The organism is Burkholderia sp. Ed8, from assembly GCF_040761425.1.
Lineage (GTDB): Bacteria > Pseudomonadota > Gammaproteobacteria > Burkholderiales > Burkholderiaceae > Burkholderia > Burkholderia seminalis.
In genome coordinates, this window is sequence record NZ_CP142885.1 from 2,562,068 (window position 1) to 2,576,269 (window position 14,202).

The window sequence follows — 14,202 nt, forward strand, 5'->3', positions numbered from 1 at the left end:
GCGTCTTTACCGCGCGCCCAGCCCATGTCGCCCGTCTTTCTAGCACCGCTCATCGTTGCCTGTGCGTTGTTCATGGAAAGCGTCGACGCGAACATCATCGTCACCGCCCTGCCCGCGATGGCGAGGGACTTCGGGCACAACCCCGTCACACTGAACATCGCGATCACGGCCTACGTGGTCGGCCTCGGCGTGTTCATTCCGATCTGCGGCTGGCTCGCCGACCGCTTCAGCGCACGCTCCGTGTTCCGCACCGCGATCGGCATCTTCGTCGTCGGCTCGCTGATGTGCGCGGCCTCCAACTCGCTCGGCGTGCTCACGTTCGCGCGCTTCATCCAGGGCGTCGGCGGCGCGATGATGGTCCCGGTCGGCCGCATCATCATCTTCCGCGCGGTGCCGCGCTCCGATCTCGTGCGCGCGATGAACTACCTCGCGATTCCCGCGCTGTTCGGGCCCACGGTCGGACCGCTCGTCGGCGGCTTCATCACGACCTACCTGCACTGGCGGATGATCTTCTTCATCAACGTGCCGATCGGCCTCTACGGGATCTATCTCGCGAGCAAGCACATCGCGAACACGCACGAGCCCGATCCCGGCCCGCTCGACTGGTTCGGCTTCCTGCTGTCGGCGAGCGGCGCCGCCCTGCTGCTGATGGGGCTCACGCTGATCGACGGCGCGCTCACATCGCGCTCGAACGCGCTCCTCATGTGCGTGGCCGGCACCGCGATGCTGGCGCTCTACGTGCCGTATGCGCGCCGCAAGGAACGGCCGGTGCTCGATCTCAGTTTCCTGAAGATCCCGACGTATCACGCGAGCGTCGTCGGCGGGTCGCTGTTCCGCATCGGCCTCGGCGCGGTGCCGTTCCTGCTGCCGCTTGCGCTGCAGGAAGGACTCGGCATGAGCGCGTTCCATTCGGGGCTCATCACGTGCGCGTCCGCGCTCGGCGGCGCGGTGAGCCGCTCGACGGCCACGCATACGCTGCGCCGCTTCGGCTTTCGCACGGTGCTGATCTACAACGCGGCCTTCGCGGGCCTCGCGATCGCCGCGTACGGCGTGTTCCATCCCGGCATGGCGACCTGGGCGATCTGGCTGATCGTGCTCGTCGGCGGCATCTTCCCCGCGCTGCAGTTCACGAGCCTGAACTCGATGATCTACGCGGACATCTCGCCGCGCGACGCGGGCCGTGCCACGAGCCTCGGCAGCGTCGTGCAGCAGATGTCGCTCGGCCTCGGCGTGACGGTGGCCGGCCTCGTGCTGCACGTGTCGCACTGGCTGCAGGGCCACCAGAAGATGATGTGGTCGGATTTCTGGCCCGCGTTCCTGGTGGTCGGGCTGTGCTCGTTCGCGTCGATTCCGATCACGCGGCGGCTGCCGCCCGGCGCCGGCGACGAAGTGGCGCGCGGCAAACTGCAATGAGCGGCAACACGCGGTCGGCGCATCGGAATCGTTTCCGCCGCCCTCGGCCGCCTGTCGATTGCCTCGTTTTTATTTTTTAATTTCCGGTTTATTCAAGAAATCGAAACGCGCGAAAAACGCGGGCCGGAATGACGGCTTCGACAAGACATCAGCTGGAAAATCGCCTGCACCGAATCGGATCGGAGATCCATGCGCCGCGGTGCAATGCCCGCCCGGCCGCACGGCCGACGCACCGCGAATGCGCGCACGTCGTTAACTTGAAAATCCCGAATATATCGGCCAATAATGGGCGGTCGCATCGGCGCGAACATTCATCCCCACGCCGACATACGGAAGTTGGCATAACAATCCCCCTGCTGTTTGACGTTTCGATCGCTTCCCGCCTCGAAGGAGTCGCCATGACTCAAGAGCTGATTGTGCGCGCGCCGGAAACATTCGCCATCGATTCGCCCGCCGTACCGAGCGTTGCGGCACAGCCGCTGCCCACACATCTCGCCGTCATCCTCGACGGCAACCGGCGCTGGGCCGACCGGCTCGGCCTGCCGACCGCCGACGGCTACCGGGCCGGCGGCCGCAACGTGCATGCGCTGCTGTCGTGGTGCGAGGAAGCCGCCATCCCGTTCGTCACGCTGTGGCCGCTGTCCACCGAAAACCTGAACCGCGACGCCGAGGAATTGCGCGGGCTGCTCGCGGTGATCGCCGACGTTTTCGACGAGCTCGCCGCCAGCGGCCGCTGGCGCCTGCACGTGATCGGCGACCTGACGAAGCTGCCGCCCGACACGGCCGAACGGATCGACGCCGCGCAACGACGCACGGCCGATGCGCGCGGGCTCGACGTCAACATCGCCGTCGCGTACAGCGGCCGCCTCGACCTGCTGAATGCGATCCGGTCGCTGATCGAGGAGCACGTCGCGGCCGGCACCGTCGATCAGTTGCTCGCGCAACTCAGCCCGGAAATGATCGCGAGCCGGCTCTGTACGGCCGGCCAGCCCGAGCCGGACCTCGTGATCCGCACGTCCGGCGAGCAGCGCCTGTCGAATTTCATGCTCTGGCAAACCGCCTTCTCGGAGTTCTATTTCACGCCGACCTGCTGGCCCGATTTCGGACGCGACGATTTCGATCAGGCCATCGATGCGTACGGCAAGCGCGCGCGCCGGTTCGGCAAGTAAGCCGGACTCCCTTCACGACACCCGTTGTCACCCGCTATCCGCGAGGTACGCCATGTCCGCCGTCGAAACCGTTGCCGCCGCGTCCACGCTGGTGCTTCCGCACCTGTTTCACTCGTTCCGGACGCCCGTGCACCCCGACGCCGACCGCGCCGAAGCCGACCTGCAGGCCTGGATGAACGGTCATGGCCTGCTCGAGGATCCGCGCTGGGCCAGCGGCATCCGTCACGGCAAGATCGGCGAATACTGCGCGCGGGTCTATGCGTACTCGACCTTCGACGGCCTGTGCTCGGCGACCCGCGCGTACGGCTGGATTTTCTCGATCGACGACGGCCTGTGCAGCCTGCATGGCGTCGCCCGCTCGCCGGGCGATCTCGGGGCGCTCTACCTGTGGCTGTACGAGATGATCGCGGACTCGGCCGGTCACGATCCGGTGCCCCTGCGCGATGCGCTGGTCGCGCGCCTGCCGCACATGGCCGCGTTCCTGCCCGCGCTGCAACGCGCGACGCAGGACATCTGCACGCGCATCGCGGCCGCGTCCACGGCCGCGCAATACGCACGCTGGACGGCCGGCATGATGACGTTCCTGTTTTCGACGCTGTGGGAGGCCGGCCGCTACGCGACGGATGTCGTGCCGGGCGAGGCCGAATACCTTTCCGGCCGCACGTACAACGGATGCGGCGAAGGCGCGTTTGCACTGATCGACATCGCGGCCGGGTACGAAGCGCCCGTCGCATTCTATGCGGACGAAGAGGTCCGGCGCCTGCGCAAGCTGTCCGGCCTGATCCTGTGCCTCTGCAACGACATCTTTTCGTATCCGAAGGAAGCCGGCGAATCGAGCAGCAATCTCGTCTGCGTCCTGATGCACGAGCGCGGCCTCGCGCCGCAAGCCGCGCTCGACGCGGCGGCCGCGATCCACAACGGGTATCTGATGCGTTATCTGGAACTGGAGGCCCGCGTGCGGGCGCGCACCGACGATCGAACGTCGCTGCGCCTGCTCGAAGGCGCGCGCTCGTACATCCGCGGCAACTACGACTGGCATTTCGGTTCGCCACGCTACGGTGCGGCCAGACACTACGACCTGTCGCGCGCGCTGCGGCCCGGGGAAACGAGTGCCGCGGCGTGACAGGCACGGCGGCGGCGCGTGAAAATCCGGCAATACAAAAAAATCAGCGGACATCCACTCGGGGCCGGTGCACAGCCGCATGGATGTCCGCTCAGGGCTCCTGAATTCCCGATGGGGGTTGAGAATCCAGGATTCGCTTCCTGCGTGCCATGGACATATGTGCGTCGGAAGCGGAATCGTTGCGCGCATTTGTCGCCGCGCCATGAACTGCACTATAGGGAAACTTGCGAAACCTATCTGTCAAGCATTGTCAGACGCGCGGCGGCAGCGCATCGCACGCGTACGCCGCTTTCGCGCTAAAGTGGTCCCCGATCACCACCCTCGACCGCCCTTCCGATGCTTACGCTCTCGCCCGCCGCCGCCCGCGCGCTGCATCTCGCCGCGCAGGGCCTGCTGACGCCGCCCCGCCGCAAGGCAACCAAAACCGACGTGCTCGACACGATCCGCCGCATGGCGCAGTTGCAGATCGACACCATTCACGTCGTCGCGCGCAGCCCGTATCTCGTGTTGTTCAGCCGCCTCGGCGATTTCGCGCCGCAGTGGCTCGACGAACATCTCGCCGAAGCGCGCCTGTTCGAGTACTGGTCGCACGAGGCATGCTTCCTGCCGGTCGAGCAGTTCGGGCTGATGCGCTACAAGATGCTCGATCCGTCGGGGATGGGCTGGAAATACGCGGCCGAATGGCATGAGCGCAACCGGCCCGACATCGAGCGGCTGCTCGCGCGGATTCGCGACGAGGGCCCGGTGCGGTCGGCCGATTTCGCGCGCGAGGATGGCGCGAAGGGCAACGGATGGTGGGATCGCAAGCCGGAGAAACGGCACCTGGAGGTGCTGTTCACGACGGGTGACCTGATGGTGTCGGAACGCCGCAATTTCCAGCGCGTGTACGACGTCCGCGAACGCGTGCTGCCCGGCTGGGACGATTCACGCGACCTGCCGCCACGCGAAGCCGTGCTGCCGGCGCTGCTCGACTACACGTGCCGTGCGCTCGGCGTCGTGCGCGCGGACTGGGTCGCCGACTACTACCGGCTGCCGCGCCGCTCGTACCGCGACGAACTGGAGCAGCTCGCGGCAGCCGGCGACCTGATTCCGGTGCGGATCGACGACTGGAAGGAACCGGCCTACGTGCATCGCTCGCTCGAAGCCTGGCTGCCGGCCGCCGAGGCCGACACGCTGCGCTCGACGGTCACGACGCTGCTGTCGCCGTTCGATCCGGTCGTCTGGGACCGGCGGCGCGCGTCGACGCTGTTCGGCTTCGACTACACGATCGAGTGCTATACGCCCGAGCACAAGCGGCGCTACGGTTATTTCTGCCTGCCCGTGCTGCATCGCGGCCGGCTGGTCGGCCGCGTCGATGCGAAAGCGCATCGCACGCTGGGTACGTTCGAGCTGAAGGCGGTGCATGTCGAGCCGGGCGTGCGCGTCGGTGCGGGGCTCGCGGCCGACGTCGCGAAGGCCGTGAAGAGACTCGCGGCGTGGCACGGCACACCGGAGGTGACGGTCAGACACGCGCCGCCCGAGCTGGTGAAGGCGCTGGCCGGCGCGTGACGGATTGGCCGGTTCGCGCGGCGGCGGCGCACGCGCCGCCGGCACGGATCAGTCGCGCAGCTTGCGAAAGCGCGGCGTACCGTCCTCGAGGTTCCCGTTGAACATCGCTTCCGGGCGCACCCACAGCCCGCGCGCATGCGGCCACAGATGCTCGTACACGACCACCGATTCCTCGGTTTCGGAGTGGCGTGCAACGCCGATGTAGCGGTACAGCCCGCCCTTGTAGTGACGGTGCGTCGCGAGCTGTTCGGCTTCCTGTTCGGTCATGATGGGCTTCTCTTCGGCAAAAAACGGAAAGCGCGTATTGTATGCGCTGCGCCGCGCGTCAGCGTTTCGCGTAGATGTCGGGGCGGCGGATCTCCATCAGCCGCTCGGGATTCGCGGACGGCCCGAAGCCGACCGGCCGGTACAGTTCGTGCGCATCGGTCGTCACGAGCATGATGCGGCGCAGCCGCTGCACCATCTCCTGCGCGAACACGTGATCGATCAGCGCACGGCCGTAGCCGTTGCCGCGATCGGCCGGCAACACGAACACGTCGCACAGGTACGCGAACGTCGCATGATCGGTAACGAGCCGCGCGAACCCGACGAGCCGGTCGCCGACATACGCACCGAAGCACAGCGAACCCTCGATCGCCTTCTCGACCACGTCGCGCGGAATGCCCTGCGACCAGTACGCATCGCGATGCAGGAAGTCATGGATCGCGTCGATGTCGAGTTCGCGCTTGTCGGTGGAAAATCTCAGCGTGGCGGGGGCGGCTGCGGGCACGGCGGTTCTCCGGTCGAGGTCGGAAGGCGGAGCATCGACGATACCGCGCCGTGAAGCGGCGGACAAGGTACACCATCGATCCGCCGCGGCCGAATCGGCGACAATGTCACCCGCCCCATGAACCGGTCACGTCGCCTCATGCCCTTCCGCCTCATCGCATTCGACTTCGACGGCACCCTCGCCGATTCGCTCGACAGCTTTCTCGCGGCGCTGTCGGAAGCGTCGCGCCTGCACGGCTTCCGCGACGCGACGCCCGAACTGCGCCCCGCGCTGCGCGGCATGTCGGCACGCGACATCATTCGCGCGCTCGAGGTGCCGATGTGGAAAGTGCCGCGCGTGACGATCGACATGCGCCGCCTGATGCGGCCGCGCGTCGCGCAGGTGACGCTGTTCCCCGGCGTCGACGCAACGTTCGACGCGCTCGCCGCGCGCGGCATCCGTATCGCGATCGCCACGTCCAACACGGAAGACATCGTGCGCGACCGGCTCGGCCCGCGTGCCAGTGCCCACGTCGACACGTTCGCATGCGGCATTCCGCTGTTCGGCAAGGCGCGTCGCCTGCGCGCGCTGGTGCGCGAGGCCGGCGTACGTGCCGACGAAGTGCTGTACGTCGGCGACGAAATCCGCGACGCCGACGCAGCGCGACGCGCACGCATCGCGTTCCAGGGTGTCGCGTGGGGCTACACCGCGCCCGATGCATTGCAGGCACATTGCGCGACACCGCTGCTGCCGCGCCTCGATGCGTTGCTCGATCGCGTGTGACGCTTGCTCGCGCATCGCATGCGCGACCCGACAGCACGACGCTCAACCACCGATGACACGCGCGTGCGTCCCATGCATCGCATGCGTCACGCGCACGCAAAAATTGCCGCCGCCGCAGGGGCATCAGGTACGCACTACCTGTCCGCCGGCGCGCGCATCGTTTCGTCTTACCAACCGTTACACAAGCCACATCGCGGTTGCACCTGCTACCCGACCGCCCTCCTAGAATCAGTCGGGCCGGGAAACACTTCGACCGGCGCCGCGGCAGAGCGGTGGTCGAATCCGGTCCGGGCGCGCCCGGTCTCTCGCACAGCGACGGATCACGTGATCCGTTTTTCAACCAGAGCCCCGATTGACAGGAGGTCCTCATGAACCGCTTCCCCCCATCTCGCGCCTTGCTTTGTCTGCCGCTGGCCTGCTTCTCGTCGCCGTGACGGCGACCGCGCAAACCGCGCAACCGGCACCGGCTGCGCCGGCCGCCGCCGCGACGCGCATCCACGAAGCCGACCAGGCCTTCATCACCGACGGCACGAAGACCGTGTCGACGCAGCACGACGCGGCGCGCATCGCCGATTCGCGCACGTCGGACAGCCAGGTCAAGGCATTCGCGCAACGCGTGTCGACCGACGATGAAAAGATCATCCAGGCGATGCGCGCGGCGAGCCCGCGCGGCGTCGACGTGCCGGCCAACGACCCCGACACGGCCGTGCTGAGCAGCATCAAGAACCTGCGCGGCGCCGAGTTCGACAAGGCATACATCGAGCAGGTCGCGCTCGCGGGCCAGCAGAAGGCGATCTCGGCATTCCAGGCCGAAATCGCCTCGGGCCGCGACACGAAGCTGAAGGAAGTCGCACGCCAGTCGCTGCCGATCCTGCAGGCGCACTACGCGGACGCGCAGAAGCTCGCGCAGCGTCATCACCTCGCTTCGGCGCAGTAACGCGATACAGCGCCGCGCCTCGCGCGCGGCACACCACTTCCCCCGTCGTCGCGCTGCCGCCGCTCCCGCCGGCGGCGCGACGCACGTCACGCGTCAGCTCGCGAGCTTCGCCACCAGCCGCGCGCTCACTTCCGGCCATTCGTCGTCGATGATGCTGAAGCGCACCGAATTGCGCTTGCGGCCATCCGGCATGATCCGTTCGTGACGCACGATGCCCTCCTGTTTCGCGCCGATCCGCAGGATCGCCGCGCGCGATTTCTCGTTCAGCTCGTCGGTCGTGAACTGCACGCGCACACAGTGCAGCGTGTCGAACACATACGCCAGCAGCAGCCACTTCGCCTCGGTATTCGCACGCGTGCGCTGCGCCGATTCGCTCAACCACGTATGACCGATCTCGAGCTTGCGATTCTTGCGGTCGATCTTCCAGAAGCGCGTGCTGCCGATCACGCGGCCCGATGCGCGATCGACGATCACGAACGGCATCACGGTGCCGGCCGCGCGCCCCTGCAATGCGGTATCGATATACGCGTCGATCGTCCCCGCGCCCGGCACGACCGTGACCGTCAGGTTCCACAACTCGCCGTCGGCGGCGGCATCGAGCAGCGCCTGCCGGTCGGATGCATCGAGCGGCCGCAGGACGACGCGCTCGCCGCGGAGGGTCGGTGGTTCGAGGGAAGACGATGCGGCGGTCATGGCGAGATTCCGGGAAACGAGGACGATGGCGGCGAAACGCCCATCATACGGGGCCGCTAGCCGAGGTGCGCGGCCAGCCGCCTGCGGATGGCCTTCGCCTCGCCGCGCAGCGCATCGGCGAACGCATCGACGAGCAGATTCTTCGGCCGGTGCTCGGGCACGATCATGCTGACGCGGTACGGAAACGATCGCGTGAGCGGCCGCACGTGCAGGTCGCGCCCGACGAAATCGAGCGCGGTCAGCGGATTGACGATCGCGGCGCCGAGCCCCTGCCGCACGAATGCGCACACCGATACGGCCGACGGCGTGTCGACCACCGAGCGCGGCGCGACGCCGAGTTGCGCGAACGCCTCGTCGATCAGGATGCGGTACGGATCGTTCAGCGACAGGCTCACGAACGGTCGATCGGCGAGATCCAGCAGGTCGATCGCGTCCTGCGCGAGCAGCGGGTGACCGTCGGGCAGCACGCATACTTCATCGACTTCGAGCAGCGGCGTGAGCACGGTGCCGGCCGGCGCGACGTCGTGCTCGGTCAGCCCCAGGTCGTAACGCTGCGCGGTCAGCCACTCTTCGAGCATCGGCGATTCCTGCGTTTCGACCGACAGGCTGACACCCGCATGCGCGCCGTGAAAACGGCGGGCCGCGCCGGGCAGGATCGCGTGCGCAAACGCCGGCAGCGCGATCACCGACAGCTGGCCGTCGCGAAACTCGCGCAGGCGCGCGGCCGTCGCCGCGACGCGTTCGAGCCCCACATACGCGAGCCGCACGTCGTCGAACAGCGTGAGCGCGGCCATCGTCGGCCGCAGCCGGCCATGCGCGCGCTCGAACAGCGCGAAGCCGACGACCTGCTCCATCCGCGCGAGTTCGCGGCTGATCGTCGGCTGCGACGTGTACAGCATCTCGGCCGCGCGCGTCGTGCTGCCGGTGACCATCAGCGCGCGGAATACCTCGATGTGACGGTGCGTGAGCATGACTATCTATATCAGAACTGAATCGAATGTCGAAAAACAGGCATTTTACTGTATAGACGATCGAGTGCATCATCCACGCTATCCGTTCATTCGATCCGATTCATCCACCATATGTCACTCGATTCCCGCCAGCTCGCGACGCTCGCGCAGCAATACGGCACCCCGCTGTGGGTGTACGACGCCGACGTCATCCGCGACCGCATTGCCCAACTGCGCCAGTTCGACGTGATCCGCTACGCGCAGAAGGCGAACTCGAACGTCCATATCCTGAAGCTGATGCGCGAGGAAGGCGCGTGCGTCGACGCCGTGTCGCTCGGCGAGATCGAACGCAGCCTCGCGGCGGGCTTCAGCCCGGCCGGCGAGCCGGAAGGCGTCGTGTTCACGGCCGACCTGATCGACCGCCCGACGCTCGCGGCCGTGCTCAAGCACGGCGTAACCGTCAACGCCGGTTCGCTCGACATGCTCGCGCGCATCGGCGAGCACGCGCCGGGCCACCGCGTGTGGCTGCGCGTCAATCCCGGCTTCGGCCACGGCCACAGCAACAAGACCAACACCGGCGGCCCGCAGAGCAAGCACGGCATCTGGATCGACGACGTGCCGCGCGCGATCGAGATCGTGCGCCAGTACGGGCTGAAGCTCGTCGGCATCCACATGCACATCGGCTCGGGTGTCGACTACGGCCACCTGTCGCAGGTGTGCGATGCGATGGTCGATCTCGTCACGTCGCTCGGCCACGACATCGACGCGATCTCGGCCGGCGGCGGCCTGTCGATCCCGTATCGCGACGGCGAACCGCGCGTCGACGTCGGTCACTACTTCAGCCAGTGGGACGCCGCCCGCAAGCGGATCGAGCGGCACCTCGGCCACCCGGTGCGCATCGAGATCGAACCGGGCCGCTTCCTCGTCGCGGAAGCCGGCACGCTCGTCACCGAAGTGCAGGCCGTGAACCGCCGGCCGAAGCACGATTTCGTGCTGATCGACGCGGGCTTCAACGACCTGATGCGGCCGTCGATGTACGGCAGCTATCACGCGGTGTCCGTGCACGCGCACGACGGCACGCTGCCGGCCGGCCGCCCGGCCGTCGATCTGGCGATCGCGGGCCCGCTGTGCGAATCCGGCGACGTGTTCACGCAGGACGCGGGCGGCGTGGTCACGCACCGCAAGCTGCCGCAGCCGCAGATCGGCGACCTGCTGTTCCTGCACGATGCGGGCGCATACGGCGCGTCGATGTCCTCGAACTACAACAGCCGGCCGCTCGCGCCGGAAGTGCTCGTCGATCACGGCACGCCGCGACTGATCCGGCGCCGGCAAACGATCGAGGAACTGCTCGCACTCGAGACGTTCGAATAACGCCGCGCATCGCGGGACGGGGCGCGCGCCCGCGCGCCTCGATCACCCCGCGCGCCGCACGGGCGCCATCTTCGAGAAATACTTCGCGCCCGCCACGCAGCCGACCACGACCACCGTCACGACGATCATCGACGGCGGCACCGTTTCGTGCAGCAGGCCGGCCGCCAGCAGGAAACCGAAGAACGGCTGCAGCAACTGCAGCTGGCCGACACCGGCGATCCCGCCGAGCGCGAGCCCGCGATACCAGAACACGAAGCCGATCAGCATGCTGAACAGCGACACGTACGCGAGCCCCCACAACGCGGCGGCATCGACGGCGTCGAACGACGCGGGCCACGTGAGCCATGCGAGCGGCCCCATCAGCGGCAGGGACAGCACGAGCGCCCACGAGATCACCTGCCAGCCGCCGAGCTGGCGCGACAGGCGCGCGCCTTCCGCGTAGCCGAGCCCGCACGCGACGATCGCCGCCAGCATCAGCGCATCGCCGACGACCGACGCCTGCCCGCCGTTGCGCAGCGCAAACGCGGCCACCGCGCCGCTGCCGACGATCGAGAAGATCCAGAACGGCAACCGCGGCCGCTCGCCGCCGCGCCATACGCCGAACAACGCGGTTGCCAGCGGCAGCAGGCCGACGAACACGATCGCGTGCGCCGACGTGACATGCTTCAGCGCGAGCGCCGTCAATAACGGAAAACCGACCACGACGCCGAGCGCGACGACGGCCAGCGACACGATCTCGGCACGCGTCGGCCGCCGCTGCTTCAGCACGGCGAGCAGCAGCAGGCCGAGCGCACCGGCGATCGTCGCCCGCGCGAACGTGAGAAACAGCGGATCGAGCCCCTGCACCGCGATACGCGTCGCAGGCAGCGAGCCACTGAAGATGATCACGCCCAGCAGGCCGCTGAGCCATCCGTCGGTCGTCTTTTGCACGGGAAATCCTGAACGGGAAAAGTAGATCACCGATGATCCGCCGCCCGCGAAAAGCGCGTAAGCTACAGCCCAATACAATCCGGACGAACTGTACTGGACAACCGGCCGTACAGTTCATTTTTCGCCATGAGCCAGGTCGCCCCGTCTCCCGTTCCGCCCGCGGCGTCGCGTACACGCGTCGAAACCGTGATGGATACCTTGCACGCACGCATCGCGAGCCGCGCGCTGATGCCCGGCGCACGCGTGCCGTCGATCCGGATGATGGCCGACAGTCTGGGGGTATCGAAATCGACGGTCGTCGATGCGTACGAGCGGCTCGCGAGCGAAGGCGTGCTGATTGCGCGGCGCGGTTCGGGCTTCTACGTGTCGGGCCACGCGCCGCCGCTCGCGCTCGCCGATCTCGGCCCGCGTCTCGATCGCGAACTCGATCCGCTGTGGCTGTCGCGCCAGTCGCTCGAAGCGGCGCCGACTTCGGTGAAGCCCGGCTGCGGCTGGCTGCCGTCGTCGTGGCTGCCGGACGAGAGCCTGCGCCGTGCGCTGCGCGCCGTGTCGCGCGACGACGCCGACGCGCTGACCGACTACGCGACGCCGCTCGGCCTGCCCGCGCTGCGCCAGCAGCTCACGTGGCGGCTCGCGCAGCACGGTGTCCATGCAGAGCCCACGCAGATCATGCTGACCGACGGCGGCACGCATGCGCTCGATCTCGTGTGCCGCCTGCTGCTGGAACCCGGCGACACGGTCGTGCTCGACGATCCGTGCTACTTCAATTTCCAGGCGCTGCTGCGCGCGCACCGCGCACGGATCGTCAGCGTCCCGTACACGCCGACCGGCCCCGATCTCGGGCGCTTCGAGCAGGTGCTCGCCGAGCATCGCCCGCGCCTGTACATCACCAACGCGGCGCTGCACAACCCGACCGGCGCGACGCTCGCGCCGCCCGTCGCGCACCGGCTGCTGACGCTCGCGGCCGAGCACGGGCTGCTGATCGTCGAGGACGACATCTTCGCGGATTTCGAAAGCACGCCCGCGCCGCGCCTCGCGGCATTCGACGGGCTGTCGCGCGTCGTGTCGATCGGCAGCTTCTCGAAGACGCTGTCGGCCGCGATCCGCTGCGGCTACGTCGCCGCGCGCCCGGAATGGATCGACGCGCTCGTCGACCTGAAGCTCGCGACGTCGTTCGGCAACGCGCAGATCGGCGCGAACGTGGTGCACCGGCTGCTGATCGACGGCACGTACCGGCGCCATCTCGACAGCCTGCACGCGCGTCTCGCGGATGCGATGGGCGAAACGATCCGGCGCCTCACACGGGCCGGGCTCGGCATCTGGACGGAGCCGCGCGGCGGCCTGTTCGTGTGGGCGGAACTGCCCGACGGGCTCGATGCCGCGCGCGTGGCGCGCCACGCGCTGGATCACGACGTGGTGCTCGCGCCCGGCAACGTGTTCAGTCCGTCGCACGGCGCGACGTCGTACCTGCGCTTCAACGTATCGCGCTGCAAGGGGCCCGCCGTGTTCGATGCGCTTGCGCGGGCGATGGACGCAACGCGTTCGGCGGCGCACGCGATCGCACGGCCGGTTGCCGGCCCGCGTTGACGGCAGGCGGGCACGCTAAGGGCCGGCCGCCACGATCTCCGCGACGAAATCGACGAACGCCCGCACCTTTGCGGGCGGCAGGTGACGCGACGGATAGTAGGCAAACAGCGGAAACGACTCGCCGCGCCAATCCGCGAGCAGCTCGACGAGCCGCCCCTGCTCGATCAGGCCCGCCACCCCGCTCGCCTTGAAACGCGCGACACCCACACCGGCCAGACACGCGCCGAGCATCGTGCCGGCGTCGTTGACGAGCAGCCGGCCCGCCGTCTTGACCGGCACGCGCTTGCGCCCCAGCCGATAGACCCATTCGAGCGGCTGACCGGTCAGCGTATTGCGCATCTGGATGCACGCATGGCCGGCAAGATCGGCCGGCACCACGGGACGGCCGTGCCGCTTCACGTAAGCGGGCGAAGCGACCGTCAGTGCACGGGTTTCCAGCAGTTTGCGCGCCACCAGCGACGACGAGGGCGGCTCGCCGAACCGCACCGCCACGTCGAATCCGTCGGCGACCAGATCGCCGAGTTGCTCGCGCGCCGCCAGTTCCAGCGACAGATCGGGATGGCGCGCCAGGAACGCCGGAAGATGCGGCGCCAGCATCCGCCGCGAGAAATACGCATCGACGTTCACGCGCAACCTGCCGCGCACGGCGGCGGCCGAACCGGCGGCCAGCGTGAGCGCATCGCCGATGCCGGCAAGCAGCGGGCCGATCTCTTTGTACAGCCGGCGCCCTTCGTCCGTCAGCGTGACCGACCGCGTCGTGCGATCGAGCAGCCGCACGCCGACGCGTGCCTCGAGCCGCCCCACGGCCCGGCTGACCCCGGAGGGCGACAGGCCGAGTGCGTCGGCCGCGCGCGCGAAACTGCCGCTTTCGACGATCGCGGCCAACACGCTCACGTTCGCCAGAATGCGCCCGTCGATACCCATGATTTCACTCATGACTCAAGATCACC

14 protein-coding genes are annotated in these 14,202 nt (G+C 68.0%); 8 read left to right on the plus strand and 6 right to left on the minus strand.

The annotated features are described in order from the left end of the window. Positions 1 to 24: 24 nt before the first annotated feature. The 4 genes from VXM69_RS11695 to VXM69_RS11710 all read left to right on the plus strand — a co-directional run bounded on the left by VXM69_RS11695 (position 25) and on the right by VXM69_RS11710 (position 5,253). The gene (locus tag VXM69_RS11695; protein WP_367188637.1) at positions 25 to 1,413 is read left to right on the plus strand and encodes an MFS transporter; all 1,389 of its coding nucleotides are present in this window, start codon (positions 25 to 27) and stop codon (positions 1,411 to 1,413) included. A gap of 398 nt (positions 1,414 to 1,811) precedes the next feature. Further along, a complete protein-coding gene (gene uppS, locus VXM69_RS11700) occupies positions 1,812 to 2,582 on the plus strand; it encodes a polyprenyl diphosphate synthase (RefSeq protein WP_367188638.1) in 771 nt (256 codons plus the stop codon). A gap of 52 nt (positions 2,583 to 2,634) precedes the next feature. After that, complete coding sequence (locus tag VXM69_RS11705) at positions 2,635 to 3,705, plus strand: terpene synthase (RefSeq protein ID WP_367188639.1); 1,071 nt, start codon at positions 2,635 to 2,637, stop codon at positions 3,703 to 3,705. A gap of 336 nt (positions 3,706 to 4,041) precedes the next feature. Then, a complete protein-coding gene (locus VXM69_RS11710; protein ID WP_367188640.1) occupies positions 4,042 to 5,253 on the plus strand; it encodes a winged helix-turn-helix domain-containing protein in 1,212 nt (403 codons plus the stop codon). Between the two features lie 48 nt (positions 5,254 to 5,301). Here the strand turns inward: VXM69_RS11710 and VXM69_RS11715 are convergent, their stop codons facing one another. Together VXM69_RS11715 and VXM69_RS11720 are read right to left on the minus strand one after the other, a co-directional pair. After that, complete coding sequence (locus VXM69_RS11715; protein ID WP_006480837.1) at positions 5,302 to 5,520, minus strand: DUF1653 domain-containing protein; 219 nt, start codon at positions 5,518 to 5,520, stop codon at positions 5,302 to 5,304. A gap of 58 nt (positions 5,521 to 5,578) precedes the next feature. After that, positions 5,579 to 6,022 carry a GNAT family N-acetyltransferase gene (locus tag VXM69_RS11720; protein ID WP_034189386.1) on the minus strand — a complete coding sequence of 148 codons (444 nt, stop codon included), beginning with the start codon at positions 6,020 to 6,022 and terminating at the stop codon, positions 5,579 to 5,581. 138 nt (positions 6,023 to 6,160) lie between these two features. Between VXM69_RS11720 and VXM69_RS11725 the strand changes: the two genes are divergently transcribed. Continuing rightward, positions 6,161 to 6,784, plus strand: a complete 624-nt coding sequence (locus VXM69_RS11725) for an HAD hydrolase-like protein (RefSeq protein ID WP_124670275.1) — start codon at positions 6,161 to 6,163, stop codon at positions 6,782 to 6,784. Positions 6,785 to 7,136: 352 nt separating this feature from the next. Continuing rightward, positions 7,137 to 7,721 carry a DUF4142 domain-containing protein gene (locus VXM69_RS11730; protein ID WP_367188641.1) on the plus strand — a complete coding sequence of 195 codons (585 nt, stop codon included), beginning with the start codon at positions 7,137 to 7,139 and terminating at the stop codon, positions 7,719 to 7,721. Between the two features lie 93 nt (positions 7,722 to 7,814). Here the strand turns inward: VXM69_RS11730 and VXM69_RS11735 are convergent, their stop codons facing one another. After that, a complete protein-coding gene (locus VXM69_RS11735; protein WP_367188642.1) occupies positions 7,815 to 8,414 on the minus strand; it encodes a GNAT family N-acetyltransferase in 600 nt (199 codons plus the stop codon). Between the two features lie 56 nt (positions 8,415 to 8,470). Then, a complete protein-coding gene (locus VXM69_RS11740; RefSeq protein ID WP_059556801.1) occupies positions 8,471 to 9,385 on the minus strand; it encodes a LysR family transcriptional regulator in 915 nt (304 codons plus the stop codon). A 111-nt stretch (positions 9,386 to 9,496) separates the two neighbouring features. On the opposite strand from VXM69_RS11740, the gene lysA reads away from it, so the two are divergent. Continuing rightward, positions 9,497 to 10,735 (plus strand): diaminopimelate decarboxylase, encoded by a 1,239-nt coding sequence (lysA, locus tag VXM69_RS11745; protein ID WP_034189381.1) that lies wholly within the window; start codon positions 9,497 to 9,499, stop codon positions 10,733 to 10,735. A gap of 42 nt (positions 10,736 to 10,777) precedes the next feature. Here lysA and VXM69_RS11750 read toward each other — a convergent pair whose 3' ends face one another. Continuing rightward, on the minus strand, positions 10,778 to 11,665 hold the full coding sequence (locus tag VXM69_RS11750; RefSeq protein WP_367188643.1) for a DMT family transporter: 888 nt from the start codon (positions 11,663 to 11,665) through the stop codon (positions 10,778 to 10,780). Between the two features lie 126 nt (positions 11,666 to 11,791). Here VXM69_RS11750 and VXM69_RS11755 point away from each other — a divergent pair, with 126 nt between their 5' ends. Continuing rightward, positions 11,792 to 13,252 carry a PLP-dependent aminotransferase family protein gene (locus VXM69_RS11755; protein WP_034189379.1) on the plus strand — a complete coding sequence of 487 codons (1,461 nt, stop codon included), beginning with the start codon at positions 11,792 to 11,794 and terminating at the stop codon, positions 13,250 to 13,252. Positions 13,253 to 13,267: 15 nt separating this feature from the next. Here VXM69_RS11755 and VXM69_RS11760 read toward each other — a convergent pair whose 3' ends face one another. Continuing rightward, complete coding sequence (locus VXM69_RS11760) at positions 13,268 to 14,176, minus strand: LysR family transcriptional regulator (protein ID WP_367189239.1); 909 nt, start codon at positions 14,174 to 14,176, stop codon at positions 13,268 to 13,270. Positions 14,177 to 14,202 lie beyond the last annotated feature (26 nt).

What these genes read in the sequence shown, in the direction of transcription:
- VXM69_RS11695 (WP_367188637.1), top strand. Translation starts at nt 25, where the DNA reads ATGTCGCCCGTCTTTCTAGCACCGCTCATCGTTGCCTGTGCGTTGTTC.
- uppS (WP_367188638.1), top strand. Translation starts at nt 1,812, where the DNA reads ATGACTCAAGAGCTGATTGTGCGCGCGCCGGAAACATTCGCCATCGAT.
- VXM69_RS11705 (WP_367188639.1), top strand. Translation starts at nt 2,635, where the DNA reads ATGTCCGCCGTCGAAACCGTTGCCGCCGCGTCCACGCTGGTGCTTCCG.
- VXM69_RS11710 (WP_367188640.1), top strand. Translation starts at nt 4,042, where the DNA reads ATGCTTACGCTCTCGCCCGCCGCCGCCCGCGCGCTGCATCTCGCCGCG.
- VXM69_RS11715 (WP_006480837.1), bottom strand. Translation starts at nt 5,520, where the DNA reads ATGACCGAACAGGAAGCCGAACAGCTCGCGACGCACCGTCACTACAAG.
- VXM69_RS11725 (WP_124670275.1), top strand. Translation starts at nt 6,161, where the DNA reads ATGCCCTTCCGCCTCATCGCATTCGACTTCGACGGCACCCTCGCCGAT.
- VXM69_RS11735 (WP_367188642.1), bottom strand. Translation starts at nt 8,414, where the DNA reads ATGACCGCCGCATCGTCTTCCCTCGAACCACCGACCCTCCGCGGCGAG.
- VXM69_RS11740 (WP_059556801.1), bottom strand. Translation starts at nt 9,385, where the DNA reads ATGCTCACGCACCGTCACATCGAGGTATTCCGCGCGCTGATGGTCACC.
- lysA (WP_034189381.1), top strand. Translation starts at nt 9,497, where the DNA reads ATGTCACTCGATTCCCGCCAGCTCGCGACGCTCGCGCAGCAATACGGC.
- VXM69_RS11755 (WP_034189379.1), top strand. Translation starts at nt 11,792, where the DNA reads ATGAGCCAGGTCGCCCCGTCTCCCGTTCCGCCCGCGGCGTCGCGTACA.
- VXM69_RS11760 (WP_367189239.1), bottom strand. Translation starts at nt 14,176, where the DNA reads ATGGGTATCGACGGGCGCATTCTGGCGAACGTGAGCGTGTTGGCCGCG.